Raw genomic sequence first — 18,163 nt, forward strand, 5'->3', positions numbered from 1 at the left:
AGTTCCGTAGGACTTCCGTCCCTGCCAAGAACCCCAGGATGCGCGCGGCTATTCCGGCCCCTGTTATCGGCCGGGCAGACGATTCTCCCCACCTTTGACTGTTGCGCGGCCGGCACGACGGCGCGCCGCAGGGGACACGCCGTCGTACTGCCCTAAACGTGGGGAATTTCCGCGGGGGAGGCCGGCTGGACAGCGCTTTGTGCCGGTTCCTTTGCCGGCAGGAGCTTCAGGCCCGCCGCGCAGCCGACGATCCCGGCGATGAACAGCAGCTTGAGCGGACTGGCCGGTTCGACGCCGGTGGCCATCGCCCAGACGACCGTCAGTGCGGCGCCGATCCCCACCCAGATGGCGTAGGCGGTGCCGAGCGGAATACGCTTCACGGCCAAGCCGAGCCCCACCATGCTGAGGGTGGCCGTCACGGCGAACACGAGGGTCGGCAACGGGCGGGAGAACCCGTCGGACAGGCCCAGTGCCGTGGCCCAGACTGCCTCCAGCACAGCGGAAGCGAGCAGGATCATCCATGACATTGCAGCTGGTTTCACCATGGTCACGCCACCAGCTTCAGACCGGCGACGCTCGCGGCAATCCCGCCAAGAAGCAAGATCCGTGCCGCGGTCGGGCGCTCAACTTTGGCGGCTATCGCGTAGCCGGACGTCAGGACGACGCCGACCCCCACCCACACGGCGTAGGCCGTTCCGGTTGGGATGGACTGCATGGCGACGGCGAGCCCGCCGGTGCTGGCGAGGACGGAAACGAGGAAGACGAGGGCCGGGACAAGCCGGCGGCGGCCCCTGGCCTGGGCGGTCCGGTGCAGGGCGGCGGCCCAAACGGCCTCCAGCGCCCCGGAAAGAATGAGTATTAGCCACGACATGACAGCTCCTGTGGCCAGTCTTGTCGCGTGCCGGGTACTGAACCGTCGTCCGGAGGCCTGGAAGAGGGCCTTGGCCTCCAAGTTTAGCAAATCGGCATCAGAGCCCGACGGCGTCGCTGCAGAGAGTGAACGTGCGCCCCACGGGGTACTGCGCGCACGGCTCGTTCGGCGCGGTCAGGTCGCCGGCGTCGATATCGGACGCCGCCGACACGATGGCCCGGCCGTCGGCATTGGCCAGTGTGGCCCGGCCGCCGATCCGCCGCAGCGCCGCCATGGCTCCGCGTTCCAGGCGCTGAACTGTCACGTCGATGCCCACGATTCCCGCGACCGGGCCGTCCGGGCGGGTAAACACCGGGTGCGTGAAGGTCAGGACGTACTCGTCGGTGCAGAGGAAATCCACGTAGGGCCCGGTGACGTGGGCCCGTCCTGTTTCCACGGGGATCCGGAACCATTCGGCCTTGACGTAGCGGCTGATGGAGTTGGGACTGAAGTTGGCCAGCGCGTCGACGTGCTCCAGATCCGGGCCCTGCCACCAGGCGATATAGCTGCGCTCGGGCCCGAGCAGCCCGGCGTTGGCGATGAACCCCGCTCCGGCCGCGTAGCCGCCGGGCAGCTGCACCAGTTCCTCGACCACCGGACGGATGAGCTTGTCCACGGCCGTGCCGGTGACTTTGCCGGACATGGCGGCCAGGGCGGCCCCGGTGTCAGCGGCCCATTCCGTCAGGCGGTGCTCGATGCCGGCGATGGTGGCGTCGAGTTCGGCTGCGGCCAGCTGGGCCGCCTTCCCAACATCGCCGGGTTCGGCCGGCGCTGCCATGGACGCTGTGGTGGGGCCTGCGGTGGAGGTGGTTTCGGACATCGGTGCTGCCTTAGCTCGAAGGTGCCGGACATTTGCGGTCAAAAGTTGGCCACGATCGTGGCTCCGGGATGCGGGTGCGGTCAATAGCTTTTGGCCTGTTCGGTCAGCAGCCAGTCGGTGGTGGCGGAGATGAGGGCCTTGACCCCCGTTTCGGCGGCCCCGGGATCGTGGGTCTCGATGGCGGCTGCCACGTCACCGAGGATCACGGCGGTGCGTCCGCGGTAGCCGGTGTCGGCGCAGGGCAGCAGGGTGAGGGTGCCGAGATCTGCCTGCAGCCGGATGAGCTCCCGGGCAAGCCGGGCCGAGCGGGCGATGGCCGCGACTTCCAGCAGGAACTCCGAGAGGGCCAGACGCCAGCTCAGCGGGTCATCGTCCGCTGCGGGGATGAACGAGCGCAGCGTGGCGATGTCGGCGGCGTCGGAGCGGCGGGCCGCCACGCCCGCGCAGGCCGCGGCGATCGCCTGGTAATGCAGCGCGAGGTCCCTGATCTGCAGCCGGCTCAGCTCATGCAGTTGCGCCAGGGCCCGTTCCCGGGAGGGCAGCACGTCGTCGGCGATGAAGCTTCCGCCGCTGCGGCCGCGCGCGGTCCGGATGATTCCTGAGGCACGCAGCTGGGAGAGTGCCTCCCGTGCCGTTACCGCGGACACTCCGAGGGCCGCGGCCAGCTCGGTTTCGTTCGGCAGCCGCTGGCCGCTGGTGAGCAGCCCGGTCTCCACGGCCTGTTCGATCCGGCCGCACACTTCATCGACAAGCCCGCGTGATTTGATCGGCGTGAACACCGCCGCCAGGCTCCGGGAGGCGCCCGTGGGCGACAACACCATTCGGGCCTCCCTTCCCTCCGGCGGTATCCGCCCTGCCCCGGCCGTGCATCCTTGCGGCTTCCGCGGTGTCGCCGCGCGCCGCCCGGGCTGATGACATCCTAATCCGGGCTTTGCCGGAGGGTCTATACACAAAACCTATGGAGTAATAGCATTTGGCCCAGCAGCCCAGTGTGGACTGGAGCACATTCGGCTGCGTGGTTCCTGTGGACGATCCGGCAACGGAGTAAGGCGCACCCCATGACCGAAACACTGGCCGCCGGCACCTCGACCGGAAACGAAGAGGTTCCGGCGATCCGTCTGCGTAAGCTCACCAAGGTCTTCGGGGACACCGTCGCGGTAAATGGCGTGGACCTGGACATCCGCCACGGGGAATTCTTCTCCATGCTTGGCCCGTCAGGCTCCGGCAAGACGACGGTCCTGCGCCTGATCGCCGGCTTCGAGCTGCCGACGTCCGGAACTATCGAACTCGAGGGCAAGGACGTCACGGCCATGGCGCCCTTCCAGCGGGACGTCAACACCGTATTTCAGGACTACGCGCTGTTCCCGCACATGTCCCTGGTGGACAACGTCGCCTATGGGCTGCGGGTGCGCGGCATGCACGGGAACCGGCGGCGGGAGCGGGCCAGGGAAGCCTTGGACCGCGTCCAGCTCGGGAAGTTCCTCGGCCGCAAACCCGCCCAGCTCTCCGGCGGCCAGCGGCAGCGCGTTGCCCTGGCCCGGGCGCTGGTGGTCGAGCCCAAGGTCCTCCTCCTGGACGAGCCGCTCGGTGCCCTGGACCTCAAGCTCCGGCAGCAGATGCAGGTCGAACTCAAGGAATTGCAGCGCTCGCTGGGTATCACCTTCATCTTCGTCACCCACGACCAGGAGGAGGCCCTGACCATGAGCGACAGGATCGGTGTGTTCAACAACGGCGGCATCGAACAGATCGGCACCGCGCACGAAATTTACGAGCGCCCGGGCGGCATCTTCGTGGCCAACTTCGTCGGCACCTCCAACATTTTCGACGCCGGCCAGGCCCAGGCCATCTATGGCCGGCCGGAGCCGCTGTGCATCCGTCCCGAGCGGCTGCGCGTCGCCTGGACCGGCGAACCGGAGCACCGTTCCGGCACCACCTCCCGGCCCGGGACAGTGACGTCGTTCGTATACGTCGGGCACGCCACCCAGGTGCGGGTGCAGCTCGACGGCGGACCTGCCGTCGTCGCGCTCGTTCCGGAAAAGCTGCCCGGCAGCGACACCGATCTGGTGAACGGGCCCGTCACAGTCAGCTGGGACGACGACGCCGTCGTTTGGCTTCCGGTCCCCGGCACTACCTGACGCCGGGCCATGCCGGGCGGGGTTGCCGTCCGTGCCGCGGCGCAGCGTTCCAGTCCAGAGTTTTTCTCCACAGCGAAAGGTACGGATCATGGCACCAGGAACTAAGGCCTCCCTCGTAGTCGGGGTGGTTGCAGCCGCAGCCCTCGCGCTGTCGGCCTGCGGAACCAGCGGTGGATCGGGTTCTGCACAGTCGGCGCAGCCGGTCAAGACCGAGATCGGCACCGGTGAAGGCCAGGTGTCCATCCTCGGATGGCCCGGCTACGTCGAGGATGGCAGCAACGACCCGGCCGTCGACTGGGTGCATCCGTTCGAACAGGAAACCCAGTGCAAGGTCAGCTTCAAGCCGTTCGGCACCTCGGACGAGGCCGTGACGCTCATGCGCACGGGGCAGTACGACGTTATCTCGGCCTCCGGGGATGCATCGCTGCGCCTGATCGCCGGCCAGGACGTGCAACCGGTCAACATGAGCCTGCTGAAGAACTACCCGGACATCTACCCGTTCCTGAAGGACAAAGCCTGGAACACCGTCAACGGCGTCAACTACGGAATGCCCCACGGCTGGGGCGCCAACCTGCTGATGTACTCCACGGACAAGGTCACCCCGGCGCCCGCCTCCTGGAGCGCGGTGTTTGACGACGCCGCCAAGAACACCGGCAAGGTCACGGCCTACGACTCGCCCATCTACATCGCCGATGCCGCCATGTACCTCATGGCCCATAAGCCGGACCTCGGCATCAAGAACCCCTATGCCCTCGACAAGGACCAGCTGACCGCGGCCGTTGACCTGCTCAAGCAGCAGCGCACGCACATCGGCGAGTACTGGAGCGACGTCGTCAAGGAGGTCCAGGCCTTTACGTCCGGGAGCACCGTGGTCGGCACCACCTGGCAGGTGGGGGCCAACATCGCGACGGCAGACGGCGCCAAGGTCGCAACCCTCGTCCCGGACGAGGGCGCCACCGGCTGGTCGGACACTTGGATGATCGGCTCCAAGACCAAGAACCCGAACTGCGCCTACAAGTGGCTCGACTACATCGCCAGCCCCAAGGCGAACGCCCAGGTGGCGGAGTACTTTGGCGAATCGCCAGCCAACGCGAAAGCCTGCGAGCTGACCAAGGATCCCAACCACTGCCAGACGTACCACTCAGGTGATGCGGCCTACGCCGACAAGATCTGGTTCTGGACCACACCGGTGGCCGAGTGCCTCGATGGCCGCAAGGACGTCAAGTGCACCGACTATTCGGAATGGACCAAGGCCTGGACGGAAATCAAGGGCTGATTCCGGCTCTGCCGCACCAAACCCGCAACAACGAGCCGGCCCCGGGGGCCGGCAGAGATTAAGGCGAGATGGCACTTCATACGCAACAGCTGCCGCCTGGGGCGCCCGGCGATGCCGGGGACGTGCCGCGGGCGAAAACCAACGCCTTCTCGGTGTTGCTGCACCGCTCGCCCCGGCTGAGGCTGGCGGCCCTGCTCACCGCACCGGCGGGCTGGCTGGTGCTGGTGTACATCGCCGCTTTGGCGGCACTGCTTATCACCGCGTTCTGGACCGTGGACACCTTCACCGGGGAGGTGTCCACGGTCTGGACCACGGAAAACATCGTCACGGTCCTGACCGATCCGGTGTATCAGCGGATCACCCTGCGGACATTGTGGATCGCCGTGGCGGTCACCGTGATTGACATGATCCTGGCACTGCCCATCGCGTTCTTCATCGCCAAGGTCGCTCCCGCCCGCTGGGAGAAACTGCTCGTGGTGGCCGTGCTGATGCCGCTGTGGGCAAGCTACCTGGTCAAGGCCTACGCCTGGCGGAATGTTCTGTCCGAGGGTGGGTTGCTGGAGTGGCTGGGGGCCCCGATCGGACTGTCCTCGCCGGGTTACGGCGAAACCGCCGTCATCCTAACCCTGTCCTACATCTGGCTGCCGTACATGATCCTGCCGATCTACGCGGGCTTTGACCGGGTGCCCGACTCCCTGCTGGAGGCCTCCGGGGACCTGGGCGCGAAGCCGCTCACCACCATGCGCCTGGTCATGCTTCCGCTGCTGGTCCCCTCCATCATCGCGGGCACGATCTTCACGTTCTCCCTGTCCCTGGGCGACTACATCACTGCGCAGATCGTCGGCGGGACCACCCAGATGCTGGGCACCGTGATTTACGCCAACGTCGGAGCGGCCAACAACCTGCCGTTCGCCGCCGCGGTATCGCTGGTGCCGATCGCCATCATCATGTTCTACCTTTTCGTCGTCCGCCGCACCGGCGCCCTGAACAGCCTGTAGTGCGAGGAGCATCATGAGACTTTCCCGTAGCGCCAAGGTGGTCCTGGGCATTGTCACGGCGCTGGTGTTTTTGTTCATCTACACACCGCTGCTTCTGGTGGTGGTGAACTCGTTCAACGCGGACCGGACTTTCGGCTGGCCGCCCAAGGGCTTCACACTGGAATGGTGGGGCAAGGCCTTTGACTCGCCCGGCGTCAGGGACGCCGTCGTGTCCTCCCTGTGGGTGGCGGTCGTATCGACCATCATTTCGCTGGTGCTGGGGACGCTGCTGGCGATCTCATTGCAGCGCTACGAGTTCTTCGGCCGCGACGTCATCAACCTCCTGGTCATCCTGCCCATCGCGTTGCCAGGGGTTGTCACGGGCATCGCGCTGAACAACATGTTCACCACGATCCTGGGCGTCCCGCTGAGCCTGTGGACGGTGGTGATCGCCCACGCCACGTTCTGCATGGTGACGGTGTTCAATAACGCCATTGCACGGCTCCGCCGCACCAGCGCCGGCCTCGAGGAAGCCTCTGCCGACCTCGGCGCCGGTGTTTTCACCACGTTCGGCCTGGTGACTTTCCCCCAGCTCCGCTCCGCGCTTCTGGCCGGCGGCCTGCTGGCCTTCGCGCTGAGCTTCGACGAGATCATCGTTACCACGTTCACGATCGGGGCCGGCGAGACCACGCTGCCGATCTGGATCCTGCAGAACCTCTTCCGTCCGAACCAGGCGCCCGTGGTCAATGTCGTGGCGGTCGTGCTGATCGTGGTCTCGATCGTCCCGATCTGGCTCGCGCAGCGGCTGTCCGGGGACTCGGTGCGTGTCAGCGGCGCCCGGGTGTAGGCGGACAGCGCTATACGGTGCCGGGTTCCGCAGGGTCGATCGAGATGACAGCCAGGAATCCGCGGCCCAGGATTTCCGGCGTCGCGGTATCGGCGCCGACGACGGCGTCGTAACGGTTCAGCTCGACGCGCTCCGGCTCGGGGGCGGCGACGGCGGCCGGCCCGGTGGGAAGGCTGCCGGCAGTCCCGGGGCTGGCCGTCCCCTGCCCCTGCAGGAGGATGCCGAGTTGGCCCGCGAACACCGGATGGGCGCGCTTCTTGGACAGCTCGATGATGGAGGTGTAGCCCTTGAAGGCGCCGTTGCGGGTGATGACGTTCAGATCCCGGATGTCGCCGGTGGGCAGCGCCCCCGCCGAGTCCGCGTCGCCGGAGAACCGGAACGGCCGGTACTTCTCCAGCGGATGCTCGGCCCCGTCCACGCTCAGAAGCAGCAAGTCGCCGTCAACCACCGTCAGTACACGGTCCATTCCGGCGTAGGCGGAGAAGGGGCCCGCTTTGGAGACTTCGGCAATGCTGACGCGCCAGTCCCAGGCGTTGTCCTGCCCTGTATCTTGCGGAGCGGTCTGCGGGCCGGTCTGCATGGACGGGGTCCGTGGATGGCGCGCCACTTCGCGCGTCACCCCGCCGCCGTTGCGCCAGGGGTGGGCTTTGAGCTCGGCATAGCGGATGATCTCCATGGCCTCAGCCTATCGGCCCGTTTCCGGGGACGGCGCTCGCGCCGACGCCGCCGGCACGCCGGCGGGGACTGCGCACGCCCGTGTCGACGCAAAGTCGGCGGCTAGGGCCCGGCCTTGCTAACGTCGGAGGCAGGAAGCGCCCAGAAGGAGCCCGAATGTTTGTCAAAGTGTGCGGCCTGAGCACCCCCGATGCGGTCCGCGTCGCGGCAGGCGCCGGCGCGGACGCCGTCGGCTTCGTCCTGACCCACAGCCCCCGGGAGGTCACGCCGGAACAGGTCAGGAACCTCCTCGCCCACGTCCCGGACGGGGTGCCCGCGGTGGGGGTGTTCCGGCACGAACCGGCCGCCGACGCCGTCGCCGTCGCCCGTGAGGCGGGCCTGGTCTGGGTCCAGCTCCACGGGGACCGCTCACCCGCCGACGTCCGGACAGTGCACGACGCCGGGATGAAACTGATCAGGGCCGTCACCATGGCCGCCGCGCCTGAGGACTTCAGCGACTGGGGCGAGGAGCTGCTCCTGATCGACGCCGCCGTGCCAGGCTCAGGCGAGGCCTGGGACTACGGATCGGTCCGGGCGAAGGCCCTGACCGGACGCAAGTGGCTGCTCGCCGGCGGTCTCGATCCCGCCAACGTGGCCCGGGCAGCGGCGGAGGCCGGGGCGTGGGGTGTCGATGTGTCCTCCGGCGTCGAATCGGCGCGCGGCATCAAGGACTTGGCCAAGATCGGGGATTTCGTGCGGGCGGCCAAGGCGCCTGAATGAGGCTGGGCCGCCCGCGGACCATCTGAGGGGGGCTAGGAGCGTTTGATGATCACGTCATCGATGTATTCGTCGCCCTTTTGCCGGTTGTGCTCGGCCCCGAGCTGAACTTTGCTCAGGCTGCTTCCGAGCATTTGGACGCTCGAGCTGCTGTAGCGCTGCACGCCGTCGAACCATACCTGGATCGTTGACGAATTGCCGTTGGCGGTCACCCGCATGGACACATGGTGCCAGGCGCTCAGAGAGATGCTGCTGGAGATCAGCTTCGTGTAGACAAAGCTGCCACTCGGTGACGTGACCCGGAGCCACAACTGCCCGTTGCTGTTGTAGCGGTAGATGTCCGCGACACGGGTGGAACCGGAGAAGAAACGGAAGTACGGGACGTCATTGCCGGAAACGCCGGCAACAGTGATATTGAACCAGCCGTCTGCGTACGAGGTCTTGGTCCCCGAGGAAAACGAAGGGGAGGAGAGGTTTGCGAGCGAGCCGGAGTCCGTGGTCACGTGCAGCTTAACCGCATGTGTCCCGGTGTGGGGCCGCGAAGTGGACATCGTTGCGGTGCCGGTGCCGGACACCTTGGGGACGAGGCCGCAAAAGCCGCCCGCTTCAAAACTGGTGGCGAGCACGACGGTGCCCGGATAGGAGTTTGTCGGTGCCGGGCTGCAGGTTGCGGCGGTGGCAGCCTGGGCGGAACCGAAGACAAGGGAACCGGCTACGAGCATTCCGAGCGTCCCAACCATGCTGAGTGTTCTAAGTTTTCTCATTGAAAATACTTTCCGTGATTGGTTCGACTTGTTGGTGTCCGCCCGGCGCCGCGGCACCGGGCGGACGGTTTCTGTCATGCCAGCTGCGCCAAATGCACCAATTGCATGACCACCGCGACGCCGACTATGGCCAGCAGGGCTGCCGTGGTGATCACCACGGCGCGCGGGAGTGCCTTGTCCGGCTGCAACACGCGAAGCACATCGCAGCTCACGAGGGCCGTCATGGTGGCCAGCCCCGTCAGGAAGATGATCATTTCGCACGCACCAGGGCACGCTTTGGCCGCTTGAGCTCAATGCCCAGGAATACGAGGGTCAGGGCCGACAGGAGGCATACGGCCGCCGGCGGTGACCAGAGACGTGCGTAGATCATCGCCGTCGCCACGAGGGTGGACATCGCGAGGCTGAAGGCGATTGCGATGGCGATGCTGAGGGGAAGCGCGCCAGTGGCCTGGGCTGAGCGCGGGGGGTCGAAGCGGAGGAGCAACACCAGCGCCGTTCCAGGCCCGGCCAGCATCAGCAGGCCAATCACCGCCAGGCGCAGGCCCTCGGGGCCGACAAACGAGAGCGGTATGGCTGCTACGGCGACGGCTGCCGTCGCATAGCTCACGTAGCTGCGTTCAGTTGCCATTGCTAACTCCTTCGATGTGAAAAATCACGCCGCCTGCGTTTTCAAAAACCTTTGTCCAGCCCGGACTCGTGGCGCATGTGGCGGTAAAACGTTGAAGGTCGCCGGTGGGAGTCGAACCACGAAGTTCGGCTGCCTCCTGCTGGCTTTCGGTAACGATGAGGTACGCGCCCGCTTTGTGGGCGATCTGGTTGGCCGCGTCACAGCTGAGCGGCGCGGCGTTGGGAATGGGCTCGGCAGCAACGAGCGCCCGGTAGTCGTAGTCCGCGTAGTGCTGGTATCTCCACGGGGTGTTGCGAACTGCCTCAATGAGGACGGAACCGGTGGGCGCAGTCGCATAGAGGTGGTTCACTAAGGCGATTTCGTCGTCGTTGAAGCTTTCCATGCCGTCATTTCCGTAACGGGAGACGACAGTGGCTGTAGCGAGTACCGCGCCCATCAGCAGCAGCGCTAGGGCCCGGCGCAGGCTCAGCCCCGCGGCACTGTCTGACATCAGTGGCAGCACAACCAGGCAGACGGCGAACGGAAGGCTGAAGAGGTACAGGCGCAGAAGCAGTTCACCGCCATAGGGCTGGAGGGGAATCAGGACCAGCGGCGCCAGCGCCGCGGCCGCGGCCGCCAGCCACGGTGCCTTCCGCCGGTAGCCCACTATGGCGCCGGCAACGGCGAGCACCCAGACGACCGCAACCTCGGCCATGCGCGTGTAGACCACGAACATGTGGGCGTCGCTGCCTGAGACCCTGTTGCTCAGCGCGCCGAGGCTGTTCGCACCGATGTCACCGAGCGAGCCGAGCAGCTGGCCGAAATGCCCCTCCACGAATGTGGAAGCCGCAAAGAGCAGCCAGCCGACGGGCAGGACCACGGCCAGGACCGGCAGGAAGCGCAGCCGGAGACGTCCGGTCAGCAGGAGCGCGGCCAGGATGGGGATCGCGGCGAAGGGGCTGAGCTGGTGTGAAGCAGTCATGGCAAGCAGGATCAGCGCGCAGACCACCACGAGAATCGCCGTGTCCGCCCGGTGCGGTTCCGCGGCGCCATACCGCGGGACCGAGCTGTCCAGTTTGCCGACACTGCGGGCAAGCCACCGGGAGAAGCGGGTGCGCTCCGTGGGCCAGGCCCAACCGCCGAAGACGCTGAGCAGGCAGGCAATCAGTGTGAGCAGGAGGAGGAACGAATAGGCCTGTGGTGACAGGTAGTCCTGCCCAATCCAGCTGGCCACGTAGAAGATCCAGACAGCCGCCCAGGCCTGGCGCGGATTTGCCGTCAACCGCCGGGCCAGGGCCAGCAGCGGTGCGAGCAGGAGGATGTTGATGCCCACCGGCGCCCACGTTGCGATCCCGAAAAGATCCTTGGCGCCCGTCGCCCCGGAGAGCATTCCCAGCACGTTGAAGAATCCTGGCCAGTTGAAGTAGGCGTCCAGGGTCGGATCCAGCTGGCCCGATTGGCTAATGGTGTCGGCAATGCCCAGATGCCGGTAGCTGGCCTCGAGGCGGGGCAGGCCATGAATGATGGGGTCAGCACCGTCGAGGAGAACCACTGTGACCAGGAGCTGCCAGGTCAGAAGCGCCGGAACCAGACGGCGGAGGCTCAGCGAGGCGACAAATCCGGCGAGGCTGAGCGCGAGCGCAACGAAATAGGCCGGGGGGAGGGCATCAATCAGCCCGGCCCCGCCGATCTGAAAGGGATTGACCTGGTTCATGCTCCACACGCCGAGGGCGAGCGCGGCCGCGGCTGCCGCGGCCAGGGCACCGATGTGCCACGACGGCGTGAGTCCGAGGTTGCGGTGGGTGGGCGGCTTAGCACCGCCGACGTGCGCATGCGCCTCATGCCGGTGGGCGGTGCCCACCGGGAGGCTTGTTGCCGTTTCGTGTGTCATCATTTCTCGATTCAGGTCGGCTGGTGGCGCGCCGCTGAAGGAATCTCGCCTGCGGTGGAGGCGGGCTTCATCCGGGTCAGGGTGATCAGGCGCCAAGTGGCCATCAGGCAAGCAGCCGCTTGGGCAACGGCCCAAAGGACTGAGACCCCGGTGAGGCCATATTGTTGCGCCACGGCCGCGGCGGGTGCCACGACCAGGATGGCGGCCAGAGTGGCGACTATCGTGGATTCGAAAAGCCGCCCTTGGGCCCGGCACAGACCGTAGTAGACCTGGGTCACGCAACTCAGGAGGAGTGCCGGGACGAGTACAGGAATGAGGACCCACGCGGACGCGTAATCCGGCCCGAGGAAGCCCAGAAGCAGGGGGCCGGCCAGCAGCAGTATCAGCCCGGCCACGAGAGTCAGCATAAAGCTGGCCCGTAACGCGGAGGCGAGGAGGCCCGGCCGCGCCCGTGAACCCGCGAGGGCCGTTTGCAGGGTAAACCCGGCGGACTGCGGCACGAAGAACACTGCCGAGGCCATCATCCAGACCACATACCAGGCGGCAGTCGACGCCGGGCCCAGGGTAGCTGCAACGATGAGCGGGAGCAGGTAGCCGGGCGCGCGGTCGGCGAGCGTGAGGGCGTGGTTGGGAAGCCCTGGCTTCAGGAGATTGAGGGCCGGCCGAGGCCGGAAGCCGTGCTTCCAGTCGGGGGACACGTGGGCCCGGGCGAGCTGGCGCAGCCCTACGAGGACACTGGCCAGGGCGCCGGCGGCAACGGCGCCCACAATCACCGCCAGGTCACGGAGCCCGGCGGCCAGCGCGACGGCCAGGAAGAGGAGCTGGACGAGGGACTGTGCGAGGCTTCTGACCAGCGTGCGGTCGGCCCGTTCCTGGGCTACGCCCACGTGGTCGAGCTGGTAGGCGCTGGCGGCGAGCAGCGCCGTGGCCAGGAAAAGAACCGTGACCAAGGGGTCGGCCCAGGCCTCGCCCACGCCTGTGCCGAGCCAGGAGGTGACGGCAACCAGCAGGCCCGCGCCCAGCAGGGAGCACGTCGCCACGGTAAGCAGGCCGGTGGCGATGAGGCGCCGGCCGCCGTCAGTTTCCGCGGGCAGCAGCGTCAGCGTGGCAGGCCCGACGCCGAGCATCCCCAGCTGCACGGTCAGGAGCGCGGCTGCGACCACCGCGGACCCCAGACCTATTTGCTCCGGCGGGAGCACGAGGGCCGCGAGAGCCCAGAACAGGAAGCCCGTCACCATGGGGGCAATCCTCGCGGCGGCCAGCCAGGCAGCGTTCCCGCCGACCGAGATCGGTTTGTGGGCCGGCCGCAGGAGCTCGCCGGCCATGGCGCGGTAGTTGTAGAGCAGGAAGCCCATCCAGTACGGCAGGAAGCGGGGTGCCCGGAACAGGGACATGCCGACCCCCCGAACGGTGGCCAGCAGGGGCAGCATCACGAGCCAGCCGGCGCGGCCCGTGTGCTTGCGGACAGTCCGGGCCATCCCGGCCCCGTCCTGGAGCCATTGGTCGCGGGCGTAGTCGAACGTGTCGTCGAACCGGTGCCTGACCACCACGGAGTCGGAGACGCCGAGCTTGAACCCGGCCTGCTCCAGCCGGATTCTCAGCTCCACATCCTCCCCGGAGCGGAAGTCGTCGTCGAACCCGACGTCGAGCAGCACGTCACGGCGCATCAGCGTGGCGCTGACGCCAAACCACTTGCGCACCCGGCTGTGGTTGTGGTGCCAGGCCAGCGCAGCCCCCCAATAGCCGGGGCCGTCGGCTTCGCTGGCCAGCCCGAATTGCAGGCCGTCGTAGCCGCCGGCCTCGAATTCGGTGAGCAGCCGGGACAGGCTCTTCGGCGGCAGGACGACGTCGGCGTCGATCAGGGCGACAACGTCGCCGGTGGCACTGCGGGCGCCGAGCATCCGTGCGGCAGGCAGGCCACGTCCTTCGTCGGAGATGACAGTCGCCCCGCAGTCGCGGGCGATTTCGACAGTGTCATCCGTCGAGCAGCCATCGACCACGATCATCTCGTACGGGTGTTGGCTGCGGATCGACTCCAGGCACTCGCCCAGCCAGGCTGCGGCATTGCGCGCCGGAACAACAACCGACACCTTCAGATCGCTCACGTGGCCTCGCCTCACTCATCCAGTTTTGAACGAACCAGATTCGCGATGAAGTCAGAGGCCTGGTCCGCTGACCAAGCGGCCGGCAGCCGGAGCAGCCAGCAGGGAACGTCCTCCAGGGCCCGGCGCACCACGGCCGCCTTCTGGCCAAAATGCTCCTCCAGGGGGACGAGGCTGGTGGCGCCGAGGGCCTCGACGAGGCGCCGCGAGACCATGGGCAGTTCCGAATGGAAGTTGCCGACGACCCGGGACGTCATCCACTCGGCGCTGCGTGCTTCCAGCCGCGCGTCCGCGCCGTCGAATCGCTCGAGGAAGATGGCCAGCTGTGCCGGCGCCGCGGACGAGATCCGCTGCGCCCCAAAAACATGCTCCGGCTGCACCATGCGGTGTTCGGGGGACCAGCGCCGGGTGAACGCGGCTGTTTTCGGATAGCGGACAATGACCGGATGGACCGCCGTGGCCAGATGGGCGACAGGGGTCGTCATCCATCCGGGGGCCAGGGGCTTGCGGGTTCCCCGGAACATGTCCGGGTAGATGGCGCGGTGGTGGGGTTTGATGAACATCGGTTTGGCGTAGCCCATGAGCATTCCGCCGGCGCCCATGAAGGCCCAGTCGTCGGCCATGAACCGCACATCGGGCATGGCCACCAGCTTCGCCACCGTACTGGTCTTTCCAACACCTCCCCAGGCCGGCAGGAGAACCCCGGAGCCGCGGAAGTCCACCACGGCGGCATGGATCATGGCGGTCTCCTCCTGGACACACAGCCGGTCCAGCAGCGGAATCACAGAGGTCAGGAGCTCACCGGCGCCTTCGATCCGATACCCGTCCTTTGTTTCGATGATCTGGACGCGGTCCGCCGGAATATAGAGGGACTCCCCGGTGAACCGGTAGGCATCCTCCGCGTGCGACTGGCTGGAAACCGGCGATATCTTGGCGCCGATGGTGATCCGCCGCGGCGCGGTGGAATTCCCCAGGAACGGGGCGAGCATGTCCCGCAGTTGCGGTTCCCCTGGCGTGCCCGCCTCCACGTCGATGCCCACGATCCCGTGGACATCGAAGGAGGCTCCGGCAGAGGCGCCTATGGGCTGTTTCACGTCGCGCTCAGGTTGGCTCATGATCCAAGCTTTCTGGGGTCGGGTTCCTGCGGTCAGGTGGTTCCGGGTGCGTCTGCACCGGGCGGTCTAAGGGGAAGGGCGCAGCGCGGTTCATTTGACTTCCCGCCACGGCTCTTCCGGCGTCACAACAGCCGCTTTGGCCGGCGACGGCGCCGCAGGCAGCCGGCGGCCGCGCACATAGCCGGTCGCAGTGGCCGCGAGCACGGCGATGATGGCCGCGGCCCGGCCGAGCCCGGCGCGGTCCCCGCCGCCGAGCCAGCCGCGGACTCCGGCGAACACTGCACGAGGCAGGACCTGCCGGACATAGCGCCGCTCGGGACCAAGTGCCCGTTTGTGGCCGACCACCCTGCTGACCTGTGCCTTGGAAATCCCCTCGCCCCAGGACCGGGCCAGCATGTAGCGCACGGTGCCGCGCTCGGCCGGAACGTGGTGGTGCACCAGGGCCGCGGGCTCATAGACCACCCGGGATCCGGGAGCTCCGATCACCGCGCGGATGCACAGTTCGGTCTCTTCGCAGCCCAGCGGGACGGCGTCCTGGCGGCCCAAGGTTGTGTTGAAACCGCCGACCCGTTCCAGGACGCCGGCGCGGAAGGACATGTTCGCGCCAATGACGTTGCGGACCTCGGCGGCGACTTTGGGCATTCCCCGGTACGTGCAGCCGACAATCCAGTCGAGCTCGTTGGCGAAGTAGCCCGGCCGTCCGGCTTCCCAGAGCGGTTCCACCCGGCCGCCGACCGCCAGAACGTCGGGATCGTCGTACATCGCCGCGAGCCGTTCGAGCCAGTCCGGCTCGGCTTCGGCATCGTCATCGAGGAAGGCCACGATCTCGGCCTTGGCGATTCCTGCTCCGGTGTTGCGGGCGCCGGAGAGACCCTTGGGTCCGGCGTTCTCGACAATTACGGCATCCGGGACGGTAAAGATCAGGCGCTTGTACAAGTCCACGTTGTAGTCCACGACGACGATCGTCTGCTTGGGTGGGAAGGTCTGGGTGCGGACGGAGTCCAGGGCGCCGATCAGCCGGTCCCACCGGTCCTCCGAGTAGGAGCAAATGACCACGGATACTTCCGGAAGGCTGGAGTTCTCGGACATCCTATTCGCCTGCCCGTACGCCCAGGACGCTGCTGGGATCGGTGGGAACGTGCGGGAAGACCTCGTTGGGGTACTTGTACTTGACCCGGCGCAGGGCTTCGGGGCGGGCGCCGGCGGTCGGGGCTTCCCAGCTCACGCGCTCACGGGCCAGGGTGCGGAGGACCCGCCAGCCGTCCCGGAAGGTATGCAGGTTTGACTGCCCCGAGATGCGGGACAGTTCGTGGCTGGGCACCTCGGCGATGCGCAGGCCCGCCCTTGAGGCCCGCACAATCAGTTCAGTTTCGATCTCGAACCCGTCCGACTCCAGCTCCAGAATGTCAACGCATTCGCGGCGCAGGGCGATGTAGCCGTAGCAAAGGTCCGAGTAGTCGCTGTGGAGGACAGTGTTGGCGAGCCGGGTGAGCATCTTGTTTCCGCCGCTGCGCAGCCATGTGAGATCGTCTGAGCCGCCGCCCGTCACATAGCGGGAGCCTTTGACGAAGTCGTATTCGTGCTGGAGCGGAGTCACCAGCCAGCCGATCTCCTGGGGATCCATACTGCCGTCGCCGTCGAGCATGACGATGATGTCGCCGGAGGCTGCGGCGAATCCGGCCCGCACGGCGTTGCCTTTGCCAGGGCGGGGCTCTGCCACCACCACGACGTCCAGGCGCAAGGCCCGGGCCACCTCCACTGTGCCGTCCAGGGAACGGCCGTCAACAATTACCACCTCATCCACATAGGAAGGCATACGCCGCAGCACCCACGGCAGGTTCATTGCCTCGTTCAAAGTGGGGATCACCACGCTGACCGAGGGATTTGCCGGCGGGGGCGTCGTTTGGGGGCGCACGTTCGGCTTGAGATTCGGGATGGACACTGGCCTCACCACTCAATGACGTATTCTGCTCGTCGCAACTACAGCGCTTTCCGACTCCTCCGACCGGAAAATAGACCCAATGCTTACGCTGTTCGGTCGTCGACAACTTAGTGATATACCCCAGGGTTAAAGTTTGGTTTCGCCACCTTGCATTAACCTTGGATTAACTGGAACCTTCAACCAAATTTGAGGCAAAACTGTTGATGGGCGGTTGCCTCCATGCGACACTGGCCGGATGCGGACACCCGTTCATTGGGGGCGCGTGCCGGCAGGTCGCCGGCGTCTCCTGACCTTCATGACCATGGCGGTTCCCGCCATGGTCATGGTTCTGGCCCTGGCGGCGTGCGGCACGGATGCAGCTCCACAGGGCGAGCGGCCGCTGTTCACGTCCATTTCGGCGTCGCCGGCGGCTCCGCCGACCGACGCCGGAACAGGAGCCCAGCCCGGGCTCCAATCAGTGGCGCCGACTGAGCCGCCGGCAGGTGGCACCGCCACTGCCGCCCCTGCGACTGGGAGCGCGCCGGCGTCACGGCCTGCCCGGACATCGGCACCGCCTCCGGACCGGACCACTGACACGGCCATGTCGGGGGATCTGCCCGGATGGAGGAACGTCTTTGTGGAGGACTTCTCCGGCGGTGACGTCCCCCTTGGCTCCTTTCCCGGGCCGCTGTACCGGGACCGGTGGAGTGCGGGATACAAAGACGGAACACCGGATACGGACGGACAGGTCAGCGGCGGAAAATCGGGCTACTACCCCTCGAAAGTCCTGAGCGTCAAAAACGGCGTTCTGGACTGGTTCATGCATTCGGAAAACGGTGTCTTCATGGGCGCCGCGCCCACGCCCAAATTTCCGAATGCCAGCAAAAATCCCCCGAGGGCCAACAGCATGCTGTACGGCCGCTACTCAGTCCGGTACAGGGGGGATGCCATGCCTGGCTTCAAGACGGCGTGGCTCCTGTGGCCGGATAGTGGCATCTGGCCGCGGGACGGGGAGATAGATTTTCCCGAAGGCGACCTCGGAGCAATCCTGACGGCAGCTGCCCATTTCATGTCCTTGGATCCAAAGCGTTTTGAACAGTTCTTTTCCAATAAAGTTTCCACGGACTGGCATGTGGCCACGACAGAGTGGACCCCCGGACGCGTTGAGTTCTTCATTGACGGACGATCCATCGGCGCGAGCACGACGGACGTGCCCTCGACGCCCATGCATTTCATCCTGCAGACCGAATCCTGCCTGCCTCTGTGTCCGGCTCCGGAAACCCAGGGCCACGTCTACCTGGACTGGGTCAGCATCTGGGTGCCGGCCTGAGCCGTCTTGGGCGCGTCCGGCGGCCTACCGTCGGATG

The 18,163-nt window shown here is 66.7% G+C and carries 19 protein-coding genes and 1 riboswitch; of the genes, 6 read left to right on the forward strand and 13 right to left on the reverse strand.

Features of this window, described 5'->3' with window-relative positions:
* Positions 1-152: 152 nt before the first annotated feature.
* The 4 genes from ARTB_RS11975 to ARTB_RS11990 all read right to left on the reverse strand — a co-directional run bounded on the left by ARTB_RS11975 (position 153) and on the right by ARTB_RS11990 (position 2,551).
* On the reverse strand, positions 153-527 hold the full coding sequence (locus ARTB_RS11975) for a DMT family transporter (protein ID WP_243180623.1): 375 nt from the start codon (positions 525-527) through the stop codon (positions 153-155).
* Positions 528-547: 20 nt separating this feature from the next.
* Positions 548-871, reverse strand: a complete 324-nt coding sequence (locus ARTB_RS11980; RefSeq protein ID WP_028275448.1) for a DMT family transporter — start codon at positions 869-871, stop codon at positions 548-550.
* A 9-nt stretch (positions 872-880) separates the two neighbouring features.
* Positions 881-945: riboswitch (guanidine-III (ykkC-III) riboswitch) on the reverse strand.
* Between the two features lie 23 nt (positions 946-968).
* Positions 969-1,730, reverse strand: coding sequence for a cache domain-containing protein (locus tag ARTB_RS11985; protein WP_243180624.1), 762 nt, complete (start codon positions 1,728-1,730; stop codon positions 969-971).
* Positions 1,731-1,810: 80 nt separating this feature from the next.
* A complete protein-coding gene (locus ARTB_RS11990; protein ID WP_243180625.1) occupies positions 1,811-2,551 on the reverse strand; it encodes a FadR/GntR family transcriptional regulator in 741 nt (246 codons plus the stop codon).
* Positions 2,552-2,788: 237 nt separating this feature from the next.
* Between ARTB_RS11990 and ARTB_RS11995 the strand changes: the two genes are divergently transcribed.
* The 4 genes from ARTB_RS11995 (at position 2,789) to ARTB_RS12010 (ending at position 6,965) form a co-directional block, all read left to right on the forward strand.
* On the forward strand, positions 2,789-3,865 hold the full coding sequence (locus tag ARTB_RS11995) for an ABC transporter ATP-binding protein (protein ID WP_243180626.1): 1,077 nt from the start codon (positions 2,789-2,791) through the stop codon (positions 3,863-3,865).
* Between the two features lie 88 nt (positions 3,866-3,953).
* Positions 3,954-5,141: an ABC transporter substrate-binding protein gene (locus ARTB_RS12000; RefSeq protein WP_043434485.1), complete on the forward strand. Its 1,188-nt coding sequence runs from the start codon at positions 3,954-3,956 to the stop codon at positions 5,139-5,141.
* 68 nt (positions 5,142-5,209) lie between these two features.
* Entirely contained in the window at positions 5,210-6,139 is a 930-nt protein-coding gene (locus ARTB_RS12005) for an ABC transporter permease (RefSeq protein ID WP_243180627.1), read from the forward strand.
* 13 nt (positions 6,140-6,152) lie between these two features.
* Positions 6,153-6,965, forward strand: a complete 813-nt coding sequence (locus ARTB_RS12010; RefSeq protein ID WP_243180628.1) for an ABC transporter permease — start codon at positions 6,153-6,155, stop codon at positions 6,963-6,965.
* Positions 6,966-6,975: 10 nt separating this feature from the next.
* Here ARTB_RS12010 and ARTB_RS12015 read toward each other — a convergent pair whose 3' ends face one another.
* On the reverse strand, positions 6,976-7,641 hold the full coding sequence (locus tag ARTB_RS12015; RefSeq protein ID WP_243180629.1) for a HutD/Ves family protein: 666 nt from the start codon (positions 7,639-7,641) through the stop codon (positions 6,976-6,978).
* A gap of 155 nt (positions 7,642-7,796) precedes the next feature.
* Between ARTB_RS12015 and ARTB_RS12020 the strand changes: the two genes are divergently transcribed.
* Positions 7,797-8,399, forward strand: coding sequence for a phosphoribosylanthranilate isomerase (locus tag ARTB_RS12020; protein ID WP_243180630.1), 603 nt, complete (start codon positions 7,797-7,799; stop codon positions 8,397-8,399).
* A gap of 32 nt (positions 8,400-8,431) precedes the next feature.
* On the opposite strand, the gene ARTB_RS12025 is transcribed toward ARTB_RS12020, so the two are convergent.
* The 8 genes from ARTB_RS12025 to ARTB_RS12060 all read right to left on the reverse strand — a co-directional run bounded on the left by ARTB_RS12025 (position 8,432) and on the right by ARTB_RS12060 (position 16,817).
* Positions 8,432-9,136 carry a hypothetical protein gene (locus tag ARTB_RS12025; protein ID WP_243180631.1) on the reverse strand — a complete coding sequence of 235 codons (705 nt, stop codon included), beginning with the start codon at positions 9,134-9,136 and terminating at the stop codon, positions 8,432-8,434.
* A 98-nt stretch (positions 9,137-9,234) separates the two neighbouring features.
* Positions 9,235-9,414: a hypothetical protein gene (locus tag ARTB_RS12030; protein WP_026538140.1), complete on the reverse strand. Its 180-nt coding sequence runs from the start codon at positions 9,412-9,414 to the stop codon at positions 9,235-9,237.
* Positions 9,411-9,788, reverse strand: a complete 378-nt coding sequence (locus ARTB_RS12035; RefSeq protein WP_243180632.1) for a hypothetical protein — start codon at positions 9,786-9,788, stop codon at positions 9,411-9,413. Before ARTB_RS12035 ends, ARTB_RS12030 begins: the two co-directional genes overlap by 4 nt.
* Positions 9,778-11,661 carry a hypothetical protein gene (locus ARTB_RS12040; RefSeq protein ID WP_243180633.1) on the reverse strand — a complete coding sequence of 628 codons (1,884 nt, stop codon included), beginning with the start codon at positions 11,659-11,661 and terminating at the stop codon, positions 9,778-9,780. Before ARTB_RS12040 ends, ARTB_RS12035 begins: the two co-directional genes overlap by 11 nt.
* Positions 11,662-11,669: 8 nt before the next feature.
* Positions 11,670-13,763: a glycosyltransferase gene (locus tag ARTB_RS12045; protein ID WP_243180634.1), complete on the reverse strand. Its 2,094-nt coding sequence runs from the start codon at positions 13,761-13,763 to the stop codon at positions 11,670-11,672.
* An 11-nt stretch (positions 13,764-13,774) separates the two neighbouring features.
* Positions 13,775-14,875 (reverse strand): hypothetical protein, encoded by a 1,101-nt coding sequence (locus ARTB_RS12050; RefSeq protein WP_243180635.1) that lies wholly within the window; start codon positions 14,873-14,875, stop codon positions 13,775-13,777.
* A 90-nt stretch (positions 14,876-14,965) separates the two neighbouring features.
* Complete coding sequence (locus ARTB_RS12055; RefSeq protein ID WP_243180636.1) at positions 14,966-15,964, reverse strand: glycosyltransferase family 2 protein; 999 nt, start codon at positions 15,962-15,964, stop codon at positions 14,966-14,968.
* A gap of 1 nt (position 15,965) precedes the next feature.
* Complete coding sequence (locus ARTB_RS12060; RefSeq protein ID WP_243180637.1) at positions 15,966-16,817, reverse strand: glycosyltransferase family 2 protein; 852 nt, start codon at positions 16,815-16,817, stop codon at positions 15,966-15,968.
* 616 nt (positions 16,818-17,433) lie between these two features.
* Here ARTB_RS12060 and ARTB_RS12065 point away from each other — a divergent pair.
* Positions 17,434-18,126: a glycoside hydrolase family 16 protein gene (locus ARTB_RS12065; RefSeq protein ID WP_243180638.1), complete on the forward strand. Its 693-nt coding sequence runs from the start codon at positions 17,434-17,436 to the stop codon at positions 18,124-18,126.
* Positions 18,127-18,163 lie beyond the last annotated feature (37 nt).

The organism is Arthrobacter humicola (assembly GCF_022803015.1).
Lineage (GTDB): Bacteria > Actinomycetota > Actinomycetes > Actinomycetales > Micrococcaceae > Arthrobacter > Arthrobacter humicola_A.